We start from the raw sequence: 18,092 nt of genomic DNA, 5'->3' as shown, positions 1-18,092 counted from the left end.
AACTGCTTCTATTTTTTCCTCTATGTTAAATTTAGACATATAAAAACTGCACCTCCAATTGTTAGTTGTGTGTCTAACAATTGGGGTGCAGTTCATAATTTCGGTGGTTTTTGAACATTAATGAGTAGGGTCTTCCTGGTTTTCACCTTGAGGCATTAAGACTGTGAATAGAATGGTAAATACAGAGAATACGGTTCCTAGTATTAACCCTAATTCAAGTTCAAAATGTCCGCCTGTCATAGAAGGGATAACATAAGAGATCATTAATCCTAAAAGAAATGACCAAATAACTGCCCAAATATATTGCATCTTATTGTCACCTACTTTTCTTCCTATTCCTTTTTATATGTTACCACATCATCAAAAAGGAATAAAAGAAATTTTGTATAAATTTCGTGAACGTTTTCTGTGTTAATTGGGCTTACACCTCTTCCCAATTGGGGAGTCCTTGCATAGCTATGTTAAGAGTATCTATTTTAAAGAGGGGTCATCTTTATGGTGAAGCAGAGATTTTTTCAATTAGATACTGAATGGAATGTGATCCATTACCCAGAGAAACCAAACGGGTTTGGTGTCTTAATTCTCGGGGGAGAGGGTCATTTTGTTGAGGAGAAAAATAGCTATTGGATTCAGCATTTTGGCAGAAATATTTGGTTAAAAGCTTTGCTTGATGCGGGGTATACTGTTTTTTATTCCAATTTGTATGGCAATCATTGGGGCAGTGTGAAAGCAAGAGAATTAGCTGAAAACCTCTATCACTATGTGATCAGACACGAAATCTTAAATGAAAGAATTCATATCATTGCAGAAGGAATGGGAGCTCTTCTAATTCCTGAATTTGTTAAAGCTCTAGACAAAAACATTCGAACTGTTTGTGTGATTAATCCTTATTTTTCACTTAGGGAGAAAATCGATGAGGAAAAAGAACAATTATTCTTTTATAAAAAATTACTTCATGAAGTGAAAATGGCCAACCTTGGTTCCCCTGAACAGCTGCAGAATCAAACGGAAAAACCGATACAAATATGGGTTTTCCCGCAAATATTATCAATCTTTTATGTGATGGAGGGAAATAGGACATCCTCTAAAAAGAGAATAATGGAAGAGATTGTCGACGTGAGAAAAGAAAAACAATCACATACCCTTATCCATTACATTTTACCGGAAAGAAGGAATCTGATTGCCTCATTAATTCTTCGTACTTTTAAAAACCATGAAGATTTATAGACAACCATATTCCCAGACACCTTACACATATATAAAAGCGAACGGTCATAGACTGTAGCAATAAGGAGGGACCGGAATGGATCAGATCTGTATTTATGGGGTCTATCATTTTTTTGCTTTTGAAATTTGCCAGCAGTTCTTAAATGAGGGATATCAGGTAACAGGGATTCCCTATCCATTTCAGGATGATCGTGAAGAACTGTCACTGATGGTTGGCAGAAATGCAAATTATGCCGAGTGGAAAGAAACCGGGGAATCTCAAGTAAAGGATCAAGTTGAAAAGGAAGGCAAAACATTTCTCTTTTTCTCCCATTATGATCATCAGTTTCTAGAGGAGAAACACTTCGAAGCGATCATTCAGCATTTGTCTTTGATTTTGGACCATCGAAAAATAGACCAAACCATTATTTTTCAGCCGGTTGAATATACTGCAATTCCTATTTCAATAGAAAGTTTTAGAACATTTCAAGAAAAGTGTGAAGCAATTATTCCTAATCCCATTTATATAGCTTTGCCTCCGCTGTATGGGTCAAGACAGCCGGAGAGGGATTTGTTTGTACAGTTGTACCGCAAACAAACAGACGATGTAAAGGTCCCTAAGAGTAATTTCAATGAAATTTTATCCTCTGAGGAAGCTGCGGCTTTTATCGCAAAAAAAATATTTCCGCATTTCGAACATGCCATCCTGAAAAGCAGTGAAGGGTTTACCGGATTTATTGAGAAAATTTTAGAAAAAGATTGTGAATGGTCAGGAGATTTAACTGCCTGGTCACGCAATGAATTAAATAATATGAAGGTAATGGAGGTTCCAGCCGGGGCAAATAGCGAAAAGAAACAAAAGGATTGGTTAATAAATATAAGAGAATTCCATCATCATAATACGCATCATATTTAAGAAGATATCTGTAAAATGAGAAAGAGCTTCCTTCTAATGAAGGGGCTCTTTTGTATTGTAAAAAAGTTTAAATTGGCTGCAATCAAGATAAATCGGCACTAAAGCCAATCTTTAAAAAAGTACAAAGGGGCGGGATCCCCTAATCAAGCGAAGTCACAGATCGTGGCGTTTCAAGCGTGATAAAAGCAACTATGCAATCGCCTGCGTCTAGCCTAAAGTCAAGTTTTCTTTAGACTTAGTCTTTTTTAGAAATAAATTTTTCAATGAAAGGAGTTACTTTTTGGACTAAAGGCTTAAAGTTGGATAAGGTCGTCATGATGTTGTCTATTTTCTCTATTAACTCCCAGTAGGGGATATCCGGAGTGGAACCATTAGGATTGTTCTTAAATATTTCTTCTATTTCACCAGTTTTTTCCGCAGTATCATTTTCTCGTCTTGCTCGCCGTTCCCCAAACATAAATCTTGAAAAACGATCATCAATTTCTTGATAGCGGTTTTTCTCCATTTTTTTACCTCCAAACATAATTCCTTATAGTAATCTATGTGGGAAAATATAGGTACGTATAGACAGTTGTCTCTGTTTTGAAAATAAGAAATAAGTTGCGAAATTCTTATTTATTGATTAAAATTAGTACCAAGTCATATTATTAACCTATAATATTTTCTAGTACTCATCATTTGAGCAACATTATAAAGTTAGGGGATGAATTCCTTGAAAGCAGGCGTATTAGGCGCAGGTCATTTTGTACCAGAAAAAATAGTCACAAATTTCGATTTAGAGAAACGAATGGATACTTCAGATGAATGGATTCGGACTAGAACCGGAATAGAAGAGCGAAGAATTGCATCTGATGAAATGGATACTTCTGATATGGGCTTAGAAGCAGCGAAAAGAGCGTTAAGTGATGCTGAGGTAGCAGGAGAAGATATAGATCTGATCTTAGTAGCTACTGTCACACCTGACATGCCTTTCCCTTCCGTTGCATGCATTCTTCAGGAGCAGCTTGGAGCCAAAAAGGCTGCGGCGATGGATTTAAGTGCAGCTTGCTCTGGATTTATGTATGGGATGGTAACAGCTGCACAGTTTATCGAAACGGGAGCCTATAAGAATGTCTTAGTAGTAGGTGTTGAGAAGCTTTCGAAAATTGTCGATTGGGAAGATCGAAATACAGCTGTATTATTTGGTGATGGTGCCGGAGCAGTGGTAATGGGTCCTGTCTCAGAAGATAAAGGAATTCTTTCCTTTGAACTTGGAGCGGATGGTTCTGGCGGCAAGCATTTGTACCAAGACCGCTATATACAAATGAATGGGAGAGAAGTATTTAAATTTGCAGTAAGACAAATGGGTGAATCCTGTGTTAATGTAATAGAAAAAGCAGGATTAAAGCGTGAAGACGTTGACTTTTTAATCCCTCATCAGGCAAACATGAGAATAATGGAATCCGCACGGGAAAGGTTAGGCTTACCGCTTGAAAAAATGTCAACCACTGTAAGGTCTTACGGGAACACATCATCGGCTTCGATTCCAATTTCAATTTCAGAAGCGGCTGAAAATGGACAAATCAAAGACGGTGATACAATCGTATTAGTTGGTTTTGGCGGTGGACTCACCTGGGGGGCCATTGCCTTAAGATGGGGAAGATAAATGCAATGTACTAATTGTATTTAATACGGAAGTTAAATCAAAAAAAGGAGTGGCAATTATGACGATGCCGAAAAAAAGAGTCGTTATAACGGGAGTAGGTGCAGTAACCCCATTGGGTACGGATGTGGCATCTACTTGGAGTGCCCTGATTGAAGGAAAATCGGGAGTAGGACCTTTAACGAGGGTAAATCCAGAAGATTATCCTGCAAAGGTGGCTGCAGAAATTAAAGATTTTGATCCGGAAAAGTATGTAAACCGGAAAGAAGCAAGAAAAATGGACAAATTTGCACAATATGCAGTGGCTGCCTCTTTGATGGCGGTAGAGGATTCTGGTCTGAAAATCACGGAGGAAAATGCAGAACGCATTGGAGTCTGGATTGGTTCCGGTATAGGCGGAATGGAGACTATGGAAAACCAATTCGAAACCTTGTTAAATCGAGGACCAAGACGTGTAAGTCCTTTCTTGATTCCGATGATGATCCCAGATATGGCAGCAGGACAAGTATCGATTATGTTAGGGGCAAAGGGTATAAACTCATGTACTGTAACTGCTTGTGCAACTGGCACAAACTCAATTGGTGACGCTTTTAAAGCAATCCAGCGCGGCGATGCAGATGCAATTATTTCCGGGGGCTCTGAAGCACCGATTACGAGAATGGCTCTTGCCGGATTCTGTGCAAACACGGCTCTATCAACTAACCCTGACCCAAATAAAGCAAGCCGCCCATTCGATAAAAACCGGGATGGATTTGTAATTGGGGAAGGTGCGGGGATTGTTGTTTTAGAGGAATTAGAGCATGCTTTAAATCGAGGAGCACAAATTTACGCAGAAGTGGTCGGATACGGTGCTACCGGAGATGCCTACCATATTACAGCTCCATCTCCAGGTGGAGAAGGCGGGGCTCGTGCCATGAAAATTGCGATTCAAGATAGCGGATTGTCGCCTGAAGATATCGGATATGTGAATGCACATGGAACCAGCACAGACTACAATGATAAATTTGAAACAATGGCCATCAAAGAAGTATTTGGCGATTATGCTTATAAGCTTCCGATCAGCTCGACTAAATCAATGACTGGCCACCTTTTAGGTGCTGCCGGCGGAGTAGAAGCGATCTTTAGTGTCTTAGCAATCAAGCATGGAATATTGCCGCCAACTATTAATTACGAAACACCAGATCCAGATTGTGACCTGGACTATGTGCCAAACGAAGCTAGAAAGGCAGATATCAAAGCAGCCTTAAGTAATTCTTTAGGATTTGGCGGACATAACGCGACATTAGTTTTTAAAAAATATGAATAAGTAAAAAAACAGGCGGTCATTGCGCCTGTTTTTTTACGTTATAACTTTTAAGTCTGGATCATGAACCAATGCCAGGGGATGAGTATCCCTTCTGTACGAGAGGACATACGATCTGTTATTTGCCCAAAAACGATCGTTCGGAAGATGCTAAAGGACATACGATCCGTTATTTACCGAAAATCAGCCAAAAATCTCTGTGATTTACCAGTTTAACGGAACTGGTGTCCTAAAATTTTTGAAATCGCTGCTTTTGTCACAGATAACGGAACCAGTGTCCTGCAAATTCAGAAACCCCTTTTTATCTGCCATCCCCAATATGATTCAACCGCCACACCAGAACCCTATTACTCCCAATGAACATATACTGTAACCAAAAAAACTAGAGTGAGGGAGTAGTTATGGCGGTTATCCAGACTGATAAGTGGTATGAAAATGCTGATGCAAATTTCGATAATATATTAGAAAAGTTACCTTTTAAATCACATTCCATTTCAATAAATGAGTTAGAAAATATATTACTTACACATGGTTTACATCCAAATTTTAATAGTGGAAAAAATCTTATAAAAATATTGCAAAATAAAGAGATTTGGCGTTTAATAAAATTCTATTATCAAAAATATAAGAGAATTTGGAAAGGTCCGGATATTCCAATCTACATCCTGCCAATGAATACAAGAAGCCGCTCTTTAATGAGAGACACTAATGGGAAATCCGGAGTTGCGTTTCCAGAAGCTCTTTATTTGTTTTTGTCAGATCAGCCCACCAAAAAGGAAATAGAAGCTCTTTTTGTGCATGAATATCATCATGCTTGCCGTTTTCAGGCCATAAAGAATAAAGTCCCATATTTAACTTTACTAGATTCATTAGTAATGGAAGGACTTGCCGAGCATGCCGTATTAGAATATTGCGGGAAAAATTATATTGCAAAATGGAGCCGAATGTATTCAGAGGATCAATTAAAATATTGGTGGAAACGCTGGTTTTATCCGAATCTTTCGACAAGAAGAGAAAAAAAATTACATGATTTGTTATTATACGGTAGAAAAATGTTTCCAACAATGGTAGGATATTCAGTGGGCTTTTTTTTAATTTCAGAATTCAGAAAAGAAGAAAACTTTTCTACAAAAGCTTTTATCGGGGAACCAGCTGAGACATTTTTGTTAGATTTGGACTAATCCTTGTCCAGACAATTCTAATCTTCTTTTAACCTGAAAAATTCTAAAAATAGGAAAAAGTTATATTTCAAAAAAGTATTGCAATTGTAATAAAACTGTAATAATATGAAATTCAAGTAAATTAATTGACTGAATAATACAAAAAGTAAGAGGTGTACCTATGAGCGGTAAATCATTAACTCAATCTGAAGCACCTTTGCTTGAGGTTAAGAACTTAGAGACAGCATTTCGCATTGATGGAGAGTATTACAACGCTGTAGACAATGTGTCATTTAGTGTGAAACCAGGTCGAATTGTCGGAATAGTAGGTGAATCAGGCTGCGGAAAAAGCGTGATGTCACTTTCAATAATGAAACTTTTACCAAAAGAAAACGGGAAAATTGTTGGTGGCGAAATCAAATTTGCCGGAATTAATTTAGAGAACATGACCGACAAGGAAATTAATAAAATTCGCGGAAAAGACATGGCAATGATTTTCCAAGAACCAATGACAGCATTAAATCCGGTATTTTCGATTGGCTATCAAATTGAAGAAGTTCTTCACAATCATATGAAAATATCAAAAAAAGAAGCGCGCACGAAAGCGATTGCACTTTTAAAAAGTGTCGGAATCTCACGTCCGGAAAAAATCGTTGATGAATATCCTCACCAGCTATCTGGGGGGGATGCGTCAGCGTGTTATGATCGCGATTGCGATTGCTTGCCAGCCCAAACTATTAATTGCTGATGAACCAACTACAGCCTTGGATGTTACCGTACAAGCCCAAATTCTGGAACTGTTGAAGGAAATCCAGGCTATAAATGATATGTCTATTATCATGATTACCCATGATTTAGGGGTAGTTGCCGAGATCTGTGACGAAGTTATTGTTATGTATGCCGGTAATGTAGTAGAAAAGACTGATGTTGATACTCTCTTCCATGATCCAAAACACCCATACACAGAACTTTTAATGGGTGCAATTCCTAAGCTGGATGAAGAAGTTGAAGAGCTAGCCACCATTCAAGGAATAGTCCCTTCGCTGAAAAATATGCCGCGTGTAGGCTGTAAGTTTGCCCACCGCTGTCCAAAAGCTATGCCTGAGTGCACGCTAGTTACTCCGCAACTTGCTGAAACAAATGCAGGACATGAGGTTTCTTGTTTATTGTATGAAACAAGCAAGCCGAAAGAAGGGATGAACGCTTCATGAGCATCGTAGAAAAAGATTTGCACAATAACGAGAATCTATTAGAAGTAAAAAACTTAAAAACTTACTATCCAATCAAAGGCGGATTCTTTAGAAGAACAATTGCAACCGTTAAAGCGGTGGATGATATTTCATTTGAAATTAAAAAGGGTGAAACCCTCGGGCTTGTAGGTGAATCAGGCTGCGGAAAGTCTACCGCGGGCCGTACGATTTTGCGCTTGCTTAAGCCAACGGGAGGAAACATTATATTCGATGGCGAAGATATAACGAATCTATCAGGCAGTAAGCTTCGCGAAGCCCGGAAGAATTTTCAGATGGTTTTTCAAGACCCTTATGCATCATTGAACCCAACACAAATGGTTGGAAATATTATTAGTGAACCAATTTTAAACTATTCTAATCCTACGAAAGAGGACTTAAAAAAAGAGGTCATGGAACTTCTTGAAAAAGTAGGTCTTCCTGAGGACGCATACTACAAATACCCTCATGAATTTTCTGGAGGACAGCGTCAGCGGATCGGAATCGCAAGGGCATTAGCTTTAAAACCAAAGCTAATCATTGCTGACGAACCAGTATCAGCTCTTGACGTTTCCGTTCAATCACAGGTATTAAACCTGTTAAAGGAATTGCAGCACGACTTTGATTTAACGTATCTGTTTATTGCCCACGATCTCAGTGTTGTCAAACATATGAGTGATCGAATTGGGGTTATGTATCTAGGAAATATGGTAGAAATTGCAGACAAAGATAGCTTGTACGCTGAACCTCTTCATCCGTACACTCAAGCCTTAATTTCAGCCATCCCAGAGCCAGATCCGCGCAAGAAGAAGGAAAGAATTATTCTTCAAGGGGATGTACCAAATCCAACGAACCCTCCTACAGGCTGTCCGTTCCATACGAGATGTCCAATGGCTAAAGAGGAGTGTTCTAAGATTAAACCAACCTTGAAGGAGGTGAAGCCAGGGCATAAGGTAGCTTGTATCTTATATGATTGATACTATTTTTAATACTTACTATGGGGGGAAAACAATGAAACTAAAAAAATCATTTCTATTAATGGTTTTAATGTTAGTTCTTGCATTGTTCCTTGCTGCTTGTAGCGGTGGAGACGATGATACTCAAGGAACTGACAATGACCCGGACACTCAAGGAGAAAATGGAGACGATCCAGCTGCAGAAGAAGGTCCGGTTAAAGGCGGAACTCTTACTTATGCAATGGAAGGGGAATTCGAAGGTCTACTAGATTTCGCTTTCTACGGCATTGTTTCAGATGCTGAGATTCTAGATTTTGTTAACGAAGGAATGTATGATTACGACGAAAACTTAAAACCGATTCCTTGGTTAGCTGAATGGACTACAGAAGATAACAAAACATTTACTTTTACTCTTGTACAAGATGACATTAAATGGCACAACGGTGAAACTTTAACGATGCATGACTGGGTATTTGCGTTAGAAACACTCGCACACCCTGATTACACAGGACCTCGTTATGTAAACGTTCAAGATGTCCAAGGTGCGGCTGAGTTCCATGCCGGAACAGCTGACAGCATTTCTGGTCTGCAAGTATCTGAAGATGGTCAATCACTAACTGTTACATTTACAGAAGCAAGACTAAATAACCTTACAAACCTATGGCCATACCCAATGTCTCAAAAGGCATTCGAAGGTATTGCTGTAGCTGATATGCAAGAGTCTGATCCAGTACGTAAGACTCCTGTTGGGGTTGGACCATTTAAAGTAACAAATGTACTTCCTGGTGAATCTGTAGAAATGGAAGCACATGCTGATTATTGGAAAGGTGCTCCAAACCTAGATAAAGTAATTGTTAAAGTAATTGATGGTGCATTAACTGTAGGAGAACTAGAAACTGGAAACGTTCATATGACAGCATTCCACCCTTCTATTCTTCCGCAAGTGCAAGAGCTACAAAACGTAGAAGTAGTTGAAGTTCCAGGTCTATCTTACTACTATATTGGATTCAAATTAGGTAAATGGGATGGCGAAAAGAACGTCATGGATCCTAACAGCAAGTATGCAAATACACAACTAAGACAAGCGTTGCTTTATGCGATTGACCGTCAGGCTTGGGTAGATGCATTCTTCAGCGGATTAGGAAGCCCAGTGAATACGCCTAGCCCGTCTGCGCACTGGATTACAGCAACAGATGATGAATTACCAATTAACTACACTTATGACCCTGAAAAAGCAAAAGAATTGCTTGATGAAGCTGGTTATGTAGATACTGATGGTGATGGATTCCGTGAAGATCCAAATGGCGACAAATTTGTAATAAACTTTGGTCACTATGATACTGGTAACCCAACATATGAAGCTCGTGCACAAGCGATCGTTCAATATTGGGAAGAAGTCGGAATCGACGGTGAACTAGTTATGACTGAAGTTAACCTTTATTACGATATGATCGAAAAAGATGATCCAGCTATCGAAGCATTCTATGCTGGTTGGGGAACTGGTGCTGACCCAGATCCACGCCCGCTATGGGGTATCGACGCACTTTGGAACTACCCTCGTTTTGTGAACGAAGAAGCTGATCAACTATTACTAGATGCTCTTAACATTGACCTTGTAGGTGATGATGAAGAAGCTCGCCGTGATCTTTATGTTCAATGGCAAGGTATCATGAACGAAGAACTTCCAGTACTTCCAATCATGGAGCTTAGAGATGCATGGGCAATTAGTAAAAACCTTAAAGGTGTAACTATCGGGGTTAACGGTACTAACCCTGCGAACGAATGGTGGCTAGAGGCTGGGGAGTAATCCTCTCCTCTCCCCCATCGCTTTTTTTTAACGATGGATAAGGAGAATGCATAATGATTAAGTACACACTTCGAAGAATACTAGGAATGATTCCGATGCTTTTCCTTATCTCCATTGTAGTGTTTACCCTGGCTAAATTAATGCCAGGGGACTCACTCAGTGGGGAAATAGATCCAACGAATACGGATCCCGAATACATCGAAATGATGAGGGAGAAGCTTGGATATAACGATCCGTTACCTCAGCAATACTTTAACTGGATTTCTAATATTCTACAAGGTGATTTTGGGAAATCGACACGTTATAAAATTCCTGCCGAAGAATTAATCCTGGAACGCTTGCCAAATACAATATTTTTGGGACTATCATCAATAATAATTACGTACATTATGGCATTTGCGTTAGGTATGTATGCAGGTCGTAAGCCATATACGCTAGGGGATCATTTAATAGCAGGCTATAACTATCTGGGTTTCGCGATTCCATCTTTCGTAGCAGCCGTGTTTTCAATATACATTTTTGCATTTGGCTTGGACTGGTTTCCGTCAAATGGATCTGTAAATATTGAGCTAGAAAAAGGCACCTTTGATTACTTTTTAAGTCGGGTACACCATGTTATTTTACCAGCATTATGTTTAGGAATGCTTAGTACGGCATCATATACTCAGTTTTTACGGAATGATATTATCGAGAATAGCAGAAAAGATTTTGTACGTACTGCACGTGCAAAAGGTACAGCAGAATCTAAGATTTATAATGTACACATTCTTCGTAACTCGATTATTCCGCTTGTTACGTTCTTAGGGTTTGACCTTGTTTCCATCGTAAGTGGAGCGATTATTACTGAAACGATCTTTACTTACCCTGGAATTGGACAATTATTCTTAAACTCAGTTACGAACCGTGACTATAACGTATTAATGGTATTAACATTAATGTTCTCATTTCTGGTTCTAGTTGGAAACTTAGTTGCCGATCTATTATATGGAATTGTTGATCCGCGGATTCGGTTGGATTAGGAGGATGGCAGATGGAAACGAAATTAGAAAAGTCAACTAACACCCAAGTCAAACCGCCAAAAAGCATGTCTCCATGGGCCATTGCTCGACGTAAGTTTTTACGAAATAAACTTGCGATGATAAGTATTTGCTTTTTGCTATTTGTGTCAGTCATTTCCTTTTTAGCACCATATATTACAACTCAGGATATTACTAAGGTTAATATTAGTGCAATGTCATTAGAACCATCCGGTGAGCATTGGCTCGGTACCGATAAAAATGGTCGTGATGTATTCACTAGGTTGTTATATGGTGGTAGAATATCACTTCTTGTAGGTATGGCTTGTACGATCATCGTTATTACATTTGGTACGATTGTTGGAGCTATTGCCGGATACTTTGGCGGGGCTGTTGATAATCTGCTAATGAGATTTACAGACTTCGTTCTTAACTTCCCATTCATGGTGTTTGTTATCGTTTTGAATACAATATTGTTTGGGATTGTTAGTGGTGTCTGGGTATTAATTATGGTAATCGGATTCTTATCATGGGGTGGAATAGCACGGATTGTTCGGAGTAAAATTTTAGCCGAAAGGGAAAACGAATATATATTGGCTGCTGTTTCAATTGGATGTTCTCCTTCGAAGGTTATCATTAAGCACTTATTGCCAAATGTCCTCTCTACTATCATTGTTCAAGCAACTATTACGTTTGCAGGGATGATCGTGGCTGAGGCAGGTTTAAGTTATCTGGGCTTTGGTGTACCGTCTCAAGTTCCAAGCTGGGGTAACATGCTCTCATTTGCGAATGAGCCTGATGTATTACAAGATAAACCTTGGATGTGGGCACCACCGGCACTGATTATTGTATTTACAACTCTTTCTATTAACTTTATCGGTGAAGGTATTAAAGACGCATTGAATCCTAAATCTGCTCGTTAAAATCTATCATACTGCGTATGATAGATTTTTTTTATTATCTCAAATTGGATTCTTGCTATATACCTCTGCATTTATGTTGTTAGAAGAGCCTGTACTATAGAAAGGTGGACAAACATAGATATGTAGTAAAGATGCAAAAAGGATGAGTGCATTGAGCTATCGGATTTTTATCTTATTTACAGGATTTGGATTAAGTGTAATTGGCGGTGTTAGTACCATTGCTTATTTAAACTTACTAACTACCGGATTTGAGTTTACCGATTATCTTTACTATATTAGTACAAATATTGAATGTCTTCTGTTGCCGTTCGGTATTTTACTGATCTGGTTTAGTATTTATTTTCCTGGTATAGGGAGAGAGGATTAAAACTTTTTTCTAATGGTTAAAGAGGAATAATTTTACTTCATCCTGCCCATACTGAAAGCAAAACAAAGGTTTTGAGGGGTGCAAGTATGTTATATCTCCACGACGTTTGGGTGAATTGGTTTGAAGGTGAAGAAAATGGATATAATGTTTGTCATTTTCACGAATGGAGAAAAGAGGATAGTATTGAGTTATTAGATCAAGTTCCCTTGATCAAAGTAACACCTGAAGTATTTTTCTATATTGAAAATGATTTAGCTGAGCTTCCCAAACAGCTATTAGAAGAGGTGTATCAAAAGGCATACCTGCGGAAAAATCACGAAAGAATTCAAGTAGACTATTGCTTTATTGTGACAGACGGTTTGGGGATTATGGCGGTTGATACAATCGGTTACAAAATACCAGTACGGAAAAGCAGACTCATTCCGCGTCAGGAACAGCTCGTTTATGATATGGTTGATAACCAGGAACCTATTCACTATGAGATTCCTGAAAGCTTTTTACATAAGGAGTACCATATATTATCACCATCGCCATCTTACATGAATGGCTTAACAAGAAAAGAAAGACAGCTGAAACAATTACTTTTAATGGCCATGGATCAGCTCAACGGTACAAAAAATGCGGCTGAAGTAAGATACTGGTTAACCGAATGGTCTCCTGAAGACTATCTCTCCATACAGGACTTGAGCTTTGAAGAAGCATGGAATCGGTTATATAATGAAGTCAAGCATGGATGGACGGACAAGCATAAGATATTATGCGAACATATGATAAAGGGACAGCCATTTTTTGAAAAACTTTGGGAAATTGAAAATGGATCAAAGGTCAATTAACAAATAAAAAGACCGACTGCAATGGTGATAGACCAGCTGCAGTCGGCTTTATTGTTTATTATAAAATTCCCAGCTTGTGGATAATTGTTTTATAAAATGTGCGTATATTTTGTTATGTGGTAAAGAAAAGTTTGCCGCCAGAATATTGTGGTATCTGCCCAATTATCGAGATTGTCGCCCAAATATTGTGGTATCCGCCCAATTATCGAGATTGTCGCCCAAATATTGTGGTGTCCGCCCAATTATCGAGATTGTCGCCCAAATATAGTGGTGACCGCCCAAAAAACGAGAATACCGCCCAAATATTGTGGTGACCGCCCAAAAAACGAGAATACTGCCCAAATATTATGGTGGCGGCCCAATTACAAAATTTCCCGCCCAATTAAACGGGAGAAGCGCCCAATTACTAGGGGCAATCGCCCATTACATTGTAAAACCCGCCCAAAAATGTCATAGTCCAGCCCAAAAAAGTCACGAAGCCGCCCAAAAATGGTGATTCGAGCCCAATTACTTAATTATCATACCCAAATTTTCATGCTTCAAGCTTAGAGGTACCGCTCCAAAATTTAAATTTGTGCTCAAAACCCTAGTTTCCCGCTCCAATCTCCCTGAACCCCGCTCCTAAAAGCAGGAAATCCGCTGGGCTCGTGCTCCAAAAACGAAAAAGACGCTCCAAACCCTTGATTTGTGCTCAAAAATGTAAATTTCGCTCCAACCTCATTACTTTCGCTCCAAAAATCCTCTCCGTCACAATCCCGAACCACAAAAAAGAGCCCAGCCGTCAATGAGCTGAACTCTTTGTATTACATCTTATTTTTTATCAGCAATTATATTTCTTGTTTGTAAGTCTATTTTCGCATTGTTGCTTACACAATGCCGCCCGAATACACTTCGCTTTCCGCGGGCGTACCAAACGAGCCTCCTGGCTCGTTCCTCAATGCGGGGTCTCGCCTAGCTCGCTTTCCCACTTTCCACTGCTACAATCTTTTATTTATATCAGGCAGTGGAAATGAGTCTTCGAGTACTTAAACGGCATTATTTCCGTTTTCTGCCCAATCCCATCGCATTTTCCATCTTTCTCACCATTTTACTGGCAATATGATTAGCGCGATCACGGCCACTATCCAGGATCTCGTCCAATTGATTGGAGTTAATTAATTCATAATATTTGGCTTGGATCGGCGATAATGCATCAATAACTACTTGCGCTAACTCTTCCTTAAACTCGCCATATCCTTTTCCATCATATTTTTGAACAATATCCGGGATTGCCTCACCGGAGAAAATAGAATAAATCGAGAGAAGATTTGAAATACCAGGTTTATTTTCCTTATCATATTGGACGATTCCTTCTGAATCGGTTACAGCACTTTTGATTTTCTTTTCAATTTGTTTTGGGTCATCCAGCATCGAGATAAAAGCCTTTTGGTTTGGATCAGATTTACTCATTTTTTTCGTTGGATCCTGTAAAGACATGATTCTTGCTCCAACTTCTGTTATTCTCGGGTCTGGAATCGTAAAAATCTCGTTGTATTTTTTATTAAATCTCTCCGCAATATCTCTTGTTAATTCAAGATGTTGTTTTTGATCTTCACCAACCGGAACGAGGTCGGTATTGTATAAAAGAATATCACCAGCCATTAAAGGCGGATAAGTCAGCAAGCCTGCTACAACGGCTTCTTTCCCTTGTGACTTATCCTTAAATTGGGTCATCCTTTCTAATTCACCTATATACGTAACACATTGAAGCATCCATCCTGCCTGAGCGTGTGCAGGAACTTCAGATTGGATAAAAATGGTTGCCTTTTCAGGGTCAATCCCGACAGCAATATACATCGCTGCAAGACTGCGGATATTTTTTCTAAGCTGAATTCTGTCTTGTGGAACGGTAATCGCGTGTTGATCGACGATACAGAAAAAACATTCATAATCCTTTTGAAGTTCTACAAATTGTTTCATAGCACCGATATAGTTTCCGATTGTAATCGTTCCACTCGGCTGAATTCCAGAGAAAATTCGTTTCATTGCATTCACCTCATAAAATTTCATTTTAAACACTAAAAAAACCATTCATCCCTATAAAAAAAGGGACGAATGGTTTAATTTCCGCGGTACCACCCTAATTGCCATATTGGCCACTCAAAATGCTCGCTAACGTAAGCAACACGCTGATTCATACTGCGATTAAAACCGGTTCCTAATCAGACTCAAAAGCCCATTCCTATTAGGGGACTGTTTGTTTTCACCAACCACAAACTCTCTTATAAGTCACATCTAATAGTACTCTTCTTTATCATCGATCCAACTATAAGCTATTTTCTTCTATTATATTGGCTAATTCCAATGGAATCAATACTATCGCATAAAAAACAAGCAAATAATGGATAAAGCCAGGAGCACGATTCCTGTTCCAATTGGCCAGTGGGGTGAAAGACTCAATAAAGCTGAAAATGAGCGGTAACCTTCCTGATCGTCCTCCATTTGTCTTCTAAAAAAGACATATCGGACCCCGTTTGTGATTACATCAAAAAAACCGTTTTTGGCAATCATAACAAACAGCCCGGCCATCAATAAAATTAATCCGATATAAAAATTCCCATTCACGAAAATATCTAGTGTTACAGCACCTTTAACAAAATTGCCGTAAATAAGTATCAATATTTGAAAAAGCATGGCGGCAATCCCTATATTCTTCCATTTGTCCATTCATTATCCACCAACTATTTAAGAATAATATTACATTATTGTAACAAAATTATAAATGAATCAAAAATGATATTATATCGCAATAAATAGATAATTAAAACTAATTCAACTTATACTAAAATAACGATTGAGTTTTTTGAATATATATTTTATCATGGTAAATGTCGAATAAAGTCGTATTTTTTCGTATGGCTCATTACTTTATGTAAATGATTTACATATAGATGCCATTTCTAAACTAATTTAATATTCAGGGAGGTTTTTAGATGAAAAAGTCAAAATTTTATTCATTTTTGGCCATTGCATTAGCTGCGAGCGTTTTTCTTGCAGGGTGTTACGGCGGTGGCGATCAAGGAGCAAACGAAGGCGGAGGAGAAGGCGGAGAAGCAGAACAAGTGCTCCGTATTACAGAATCCGCTGAAATTCCAACAATGGATAGTGTTTTAGCAACTGATGAAGTTGGATTTAACGTTATGAACCAAGTATTTGAAGGGTTAATGAGACTTAATCAGGAAAACGAACCTGAATCGGCTGTAGCAGAAGACTACGAAGTAAATGAAGAAGAAACAGTTTATACGTTCACACTTCGTGAAGATGCTAAATGGTCAAATGGTGATCCGGTAACAGCAAATGATTTCGTTTTTGCATGGAGAAAAGCCGTTGACCCAGAAACCGGTTCTGAATATGGGCCATATATGATGAATGGGGTTATTAAAAATGCGACACAAGTTTCGACAGGAGAACTGCCACCTGAGGAATTAGGTGTACAAGCCCAAGACGACCGTACCTTAGTCGTTACTCTAGAGAGACCAGTTCCATATTTCATCTCTCTTATGACTTTTCCAACATTCTATCCTCAGAATGAAGCATTTGTAAAAGAACAAGGTAATCAATTCGCTTTAAATAGTGACAGTCTCGTTTATAATGGTCCTTTCGTACTCTCAAATTGGAACGGTACAGGTCAATCCTGGGACTTTGAAAAAAACGACCAATATTGGGATAAAGATACTGTTCAACTGGAACGTATAAATGTGACTGTTGCAAAGGATTCTCAATCTAGAGTTAACTATTATGAAGCTGGCGATACAGATATTTCAGGTGAGTTATCTTCTGACTATGTAACAAAATATAAAGAAGATCCTAACTTTGTTTCATATCTGGAACCAACGATTTTCTGGATAAAAATGAACCAAGATCGTGAAGTTTTACAAAATGAAAATATTAGAAGAGCAATTGCACTTGCTATCGATAAAGATAATTTGGCCGAAGATATTCTGAAAAATGGCTCAATTGGTGCAAACTTTGCTGTACCACAAGATTTTGTAACCCATCCAGAATCAGGGGAAGATTTCAGAGAAGCAAACGGCAACATGCTTGAGCACAACCCAGAGGAAGCGAAGAAATATTGGGAACAAGGACTAGCTGAGCTTGGAGTTACTGAATTGACGCTTGAAATTCTTGGCGGTGATACAGACAATGCAAAGAGAATGGATGAATGGTTAAAGAATCAGCTCGAGAAGAATCTCCCAGGCTTAACCATTACTTTATCAGAAGTACCATTTAGCGTACGTCTGCAACGTGATACAAATCTTGATTATGACCTCCAAGTAGCAGGATGGGGTCCAGACTATCAGGATCCAATGACATTCTCTGACCTATGGGTAACAGGCGGAGGAAACAACAATATGGCTTATTCAAATCCTGAGTATGACCGCTTAATCAATGACGCAAAAACTACTCTTGCAAATCAGCCAGTCGAGCGCTTTGAAGCATTACAAGAAGCTGAACGGATATTACTTGAAGAAGATGCAGCGATTGCCCCTCTATATCAGGAAGGTAAATCATTGCTTATTCAGGATTACGTAAAAGGACTTGTAGTGCATCCGTTTGGTCCAACTTATAGCTACAAATGGGTAACGATTGAAAAATAAAATCAATTAATACTCTTTGCATAGGACAGAAGAGAGTATATGGAAATATACTCTCTCTTTCCTGTTTATAAAAAACTAGATGAATGAATTAATTTTGGAG

General features: G+C 38.7%; 16 protein-coding genes, 1 pseudogene and 1 other annotated feature. Of the genes and pseudogenes, 13 read left to right on the top strand and 4 right to left on the bottom strand.

Features of this window, described 5'->3' with window-relative positions; translation table 11 throughout:
- Positions 1–117: 117 nt before the first annotated feature.
- Positions 118–309 (bottom strand): YjzD family protein, encoded by a 192-nt coding sequence (locus CRO56_RS17165; protein ID WP_097159849.1) that lies wholly within the window; start codon positions 307–309, stop codon positions 118–120.
- A 186-nt stretch (positions 310–495) separates the two neighbouring features.
- Between CRO56_RS17165 and CRO56_RS17160 the strand changes: the two genes are divergently transcribed.
- Entirely contained in the window at positions 496–1,227 is a 732-nt protein-coding gene (locus CRO56_RS17160) for a lipase family protein (RefSeq protein ID WP_097159848.1), read from the top strand.
- Between the two features lie 76 nt (positions 1,228–1,303).
- Complete coding sequence (locus CRO56_RS17155) at positions 1,304–2,122, top strand: hypothetical protein (RefSeq protein WP_097159847.1); 819 nt, start codon at positions 1,304–1,306, stop codon at positions 2,120–2,122.
- 235 nt (positions 2,123–2,357) lie between these two features.
- Here the strand turns inward: CRO56_RS17155 and CRO56_RS17150 are convergent, their stop codons facing one another.
- Complete coding sequence (locus CRO56_RS17150) at positions 2,358–2,627, bottom strand: hypothetical protein (RefSeq protein WP_097159846.1); 270 nt, start codon at positions 2,625–2,627, stop codon at positions 2,358–2,360.
- A gap of 207 nt (positions 2,628–2,834) precedes the next feature.
- Here CRO56_RS17150 and CRO56_RS17145 point away from each other — a divergent pair, with 207 nt between their 5' ends.
- The 10 genes and pseudogenes from CRO56_RS17145 to CRO56_RS17100 all read left to right on the top strand — a co-directional run bounded on the left by CRO56_RS17145 (position 2,835) and on the right by CRO56_RS17100 (position 13,355).
- Complete coding sequence (locus CRO56_RS17145; RefSeq protein WP_097159845.1) at positions 2,835–3,767, top strand: beta-ketoacyl-ACP synthase III; 933 nt, start codon at positions 2,835–2,837, stop codon at positions 3,765–3,767.
- A gap of 64 nt (positions 3,768–3,831) precedes the next feature.
- Complete coding sequence (fabF, locus tag CRO56_RS17140; protein ID WP_097159866.1) at positions 3,832–5,070, top strand: beta-ketoacyl-ACP synthase II; 1,239 nt, start codon at positions 3,832–3,834, stop codon at positions 5,068–5,070.
- Between the two features lie 398 nt (positions 5,071–5,468).
- The gene (locus CRO56_RS17135) at positions 5,469–6,248 is read left to right on the top strand and encodes a DUF2268 domain-containing putative Zn-dependent protease (protein ID WP_097159844.1); all 780 of its coding nucleotides are present in this window, start codon (positions 5,469–5,471) and stop codon (positions 6,246–6,248) included.
- Between the two features lie 160 nt (positions 6,249–6,408).
- Positions 6,409–7,438: pseudogene (locus tag CRO56_RS17130) on the top strand (ABC transporter ATP-binding protein).
- A complete protein-coding gene (locus CRO56_RS17125; protein WP_097159843.1) occupies positions 7,435–8,430 on the top strand; it encodes an ABC transporter ATP-binding protein in 996 nt (331 codons plus the stop codon). The pseudogene CRO56_RS17130 and the gene CRO56_RS17125 overlap by 4 nt, the downstream one beginning before the upstream one ends.
- Before the next feature lie 34 nt (positions 8,431–8,464).
- Complete coding sequence (opp4A, locus tag CRO56_RS17120) at positions 8,465–10,216, top strand: oligopeptide ABC transporter substrate-binding protein (RefSeq protein WP_097159865.1); 1,752 nt, start codon at positions 8,465–8,467, stop codon at positions 10,214–10,216.
- A gap of 53 nt (positions 10,217–10,269) precedes the next feature.
- On the top strand, positions 10,270–11,235 hold the full coding sequence (opp4B, locus tag CRO56_RS17115) for an oligopeptide ABC transporter permease (protein ID WP_097159842.1): 966 nt from the start codon (positions 10,270–10,272) through the stop codon (positions 11,233–11,235).
- Positions 11,236–11,246: 11 nt separating this feature from the next.
- The gene (opp4C, locus tag CRO56_RS17110; protein WP_097159841.1) at positions 11,247–12,155 is read left to right on the top strand and encodes an oligopeptide ABC transporter permease; all 909 of its coding nucleotides are present in this window, start codon (positions 11,247–11,249) and stop codon (positions 12,153–12,155) included.
- 151 nt (positions 12,156–12,306) lie between these two features.
- On the top strand, positions 12,307–12,522 hold the full coding sequence (locus CRO56_RS17105; RefSeq protein WP_245855945.1) for a YuzI family membrane protein: 216 nt from the start codon (positions 12,307–12,309) through the stop codon (positions 12,520–12,522).
- An 86-nt stretch (positions 12,523–12,608) separates the two neighbouring features.
- Positions 12,609–13,355 carry a YjbA family protein gene (locus CRO56_RS17100; protein ID WP_097159839.1) on the top strand — a complete coding sequence of 249 codons (747 nt, stop codon included), beginning with the start codon at positions 12,609–12,611 and terminating at the stop codon, positions 13,353–13,355.
- Between the two features lie 1,035 nt (positions 13,356–14,390).
- Here CRO56_RS17100 and trpS read toward each other — a convergent pair.
- Both trpS and CRO56_RS17085 read right to left on the bottom strand, forming a co-directional pair.
- Positions 14,391–15,380, bottom strand: coding sequence for a tryptophan--tRNA ligase (gene trpS, locus CRO56_RS17090; RefSeq protein WP_097159837.1), 990 nt, complete (start codon positions 15,378–15,380; stop codon positions 14,391–14,393).
- Between the two features lie 58 nt (positions 15,381–15,438).
- Positions 15,439–15,661 (bottom strand) — a binding site (T-box leader).
- A gap of 49 nt (positions 15,662–15,710) precedes the next feature.
- Complete coding sequence (locus CRO56_RS17085) at positions 15,711–16,061, bottom strand: DUF3899 domain-containing protein (protein ID WP_097159836.1); 351 nt, start codon at positions 16,059–16,061, stop codon at positions 15,711–15,713.
- Positions 16,062–16,327: 266 nt separating this feature from the next.
- Between CRO56_RS17085 and CRO56_RS17080 the strand changes: the two genes are divergently transcribed.
- Positions 16,328–17,992 (top strand): peptide ABC transporter substrate-binding protein, encoded by a 1,665-nt coding sequence (locus CRO56_RS17080; RefSeq protein ID WP_097159835.1) that lies wholly within the window; start codon positions 16,328–16,330, stop codon positions 17,990–17,992.
- Positions 17,993–18,092: the final 100 nt, after the last annotated feature.

The sequence above is a fragment of the Bacillus oleivorans genome (assembly GCF_900207585.1).
Lineage (GTDB): Bacteria > Bacillota > Bacilli > Bacillales > JC228 > Bacillus_BF > Bacillus_BF oleivorans.
The sequence above is the reverse complement of the archived record's forward strand: the minus strand, read 5'-3'. Positions and strand labels throughout refer to the sequence as shown.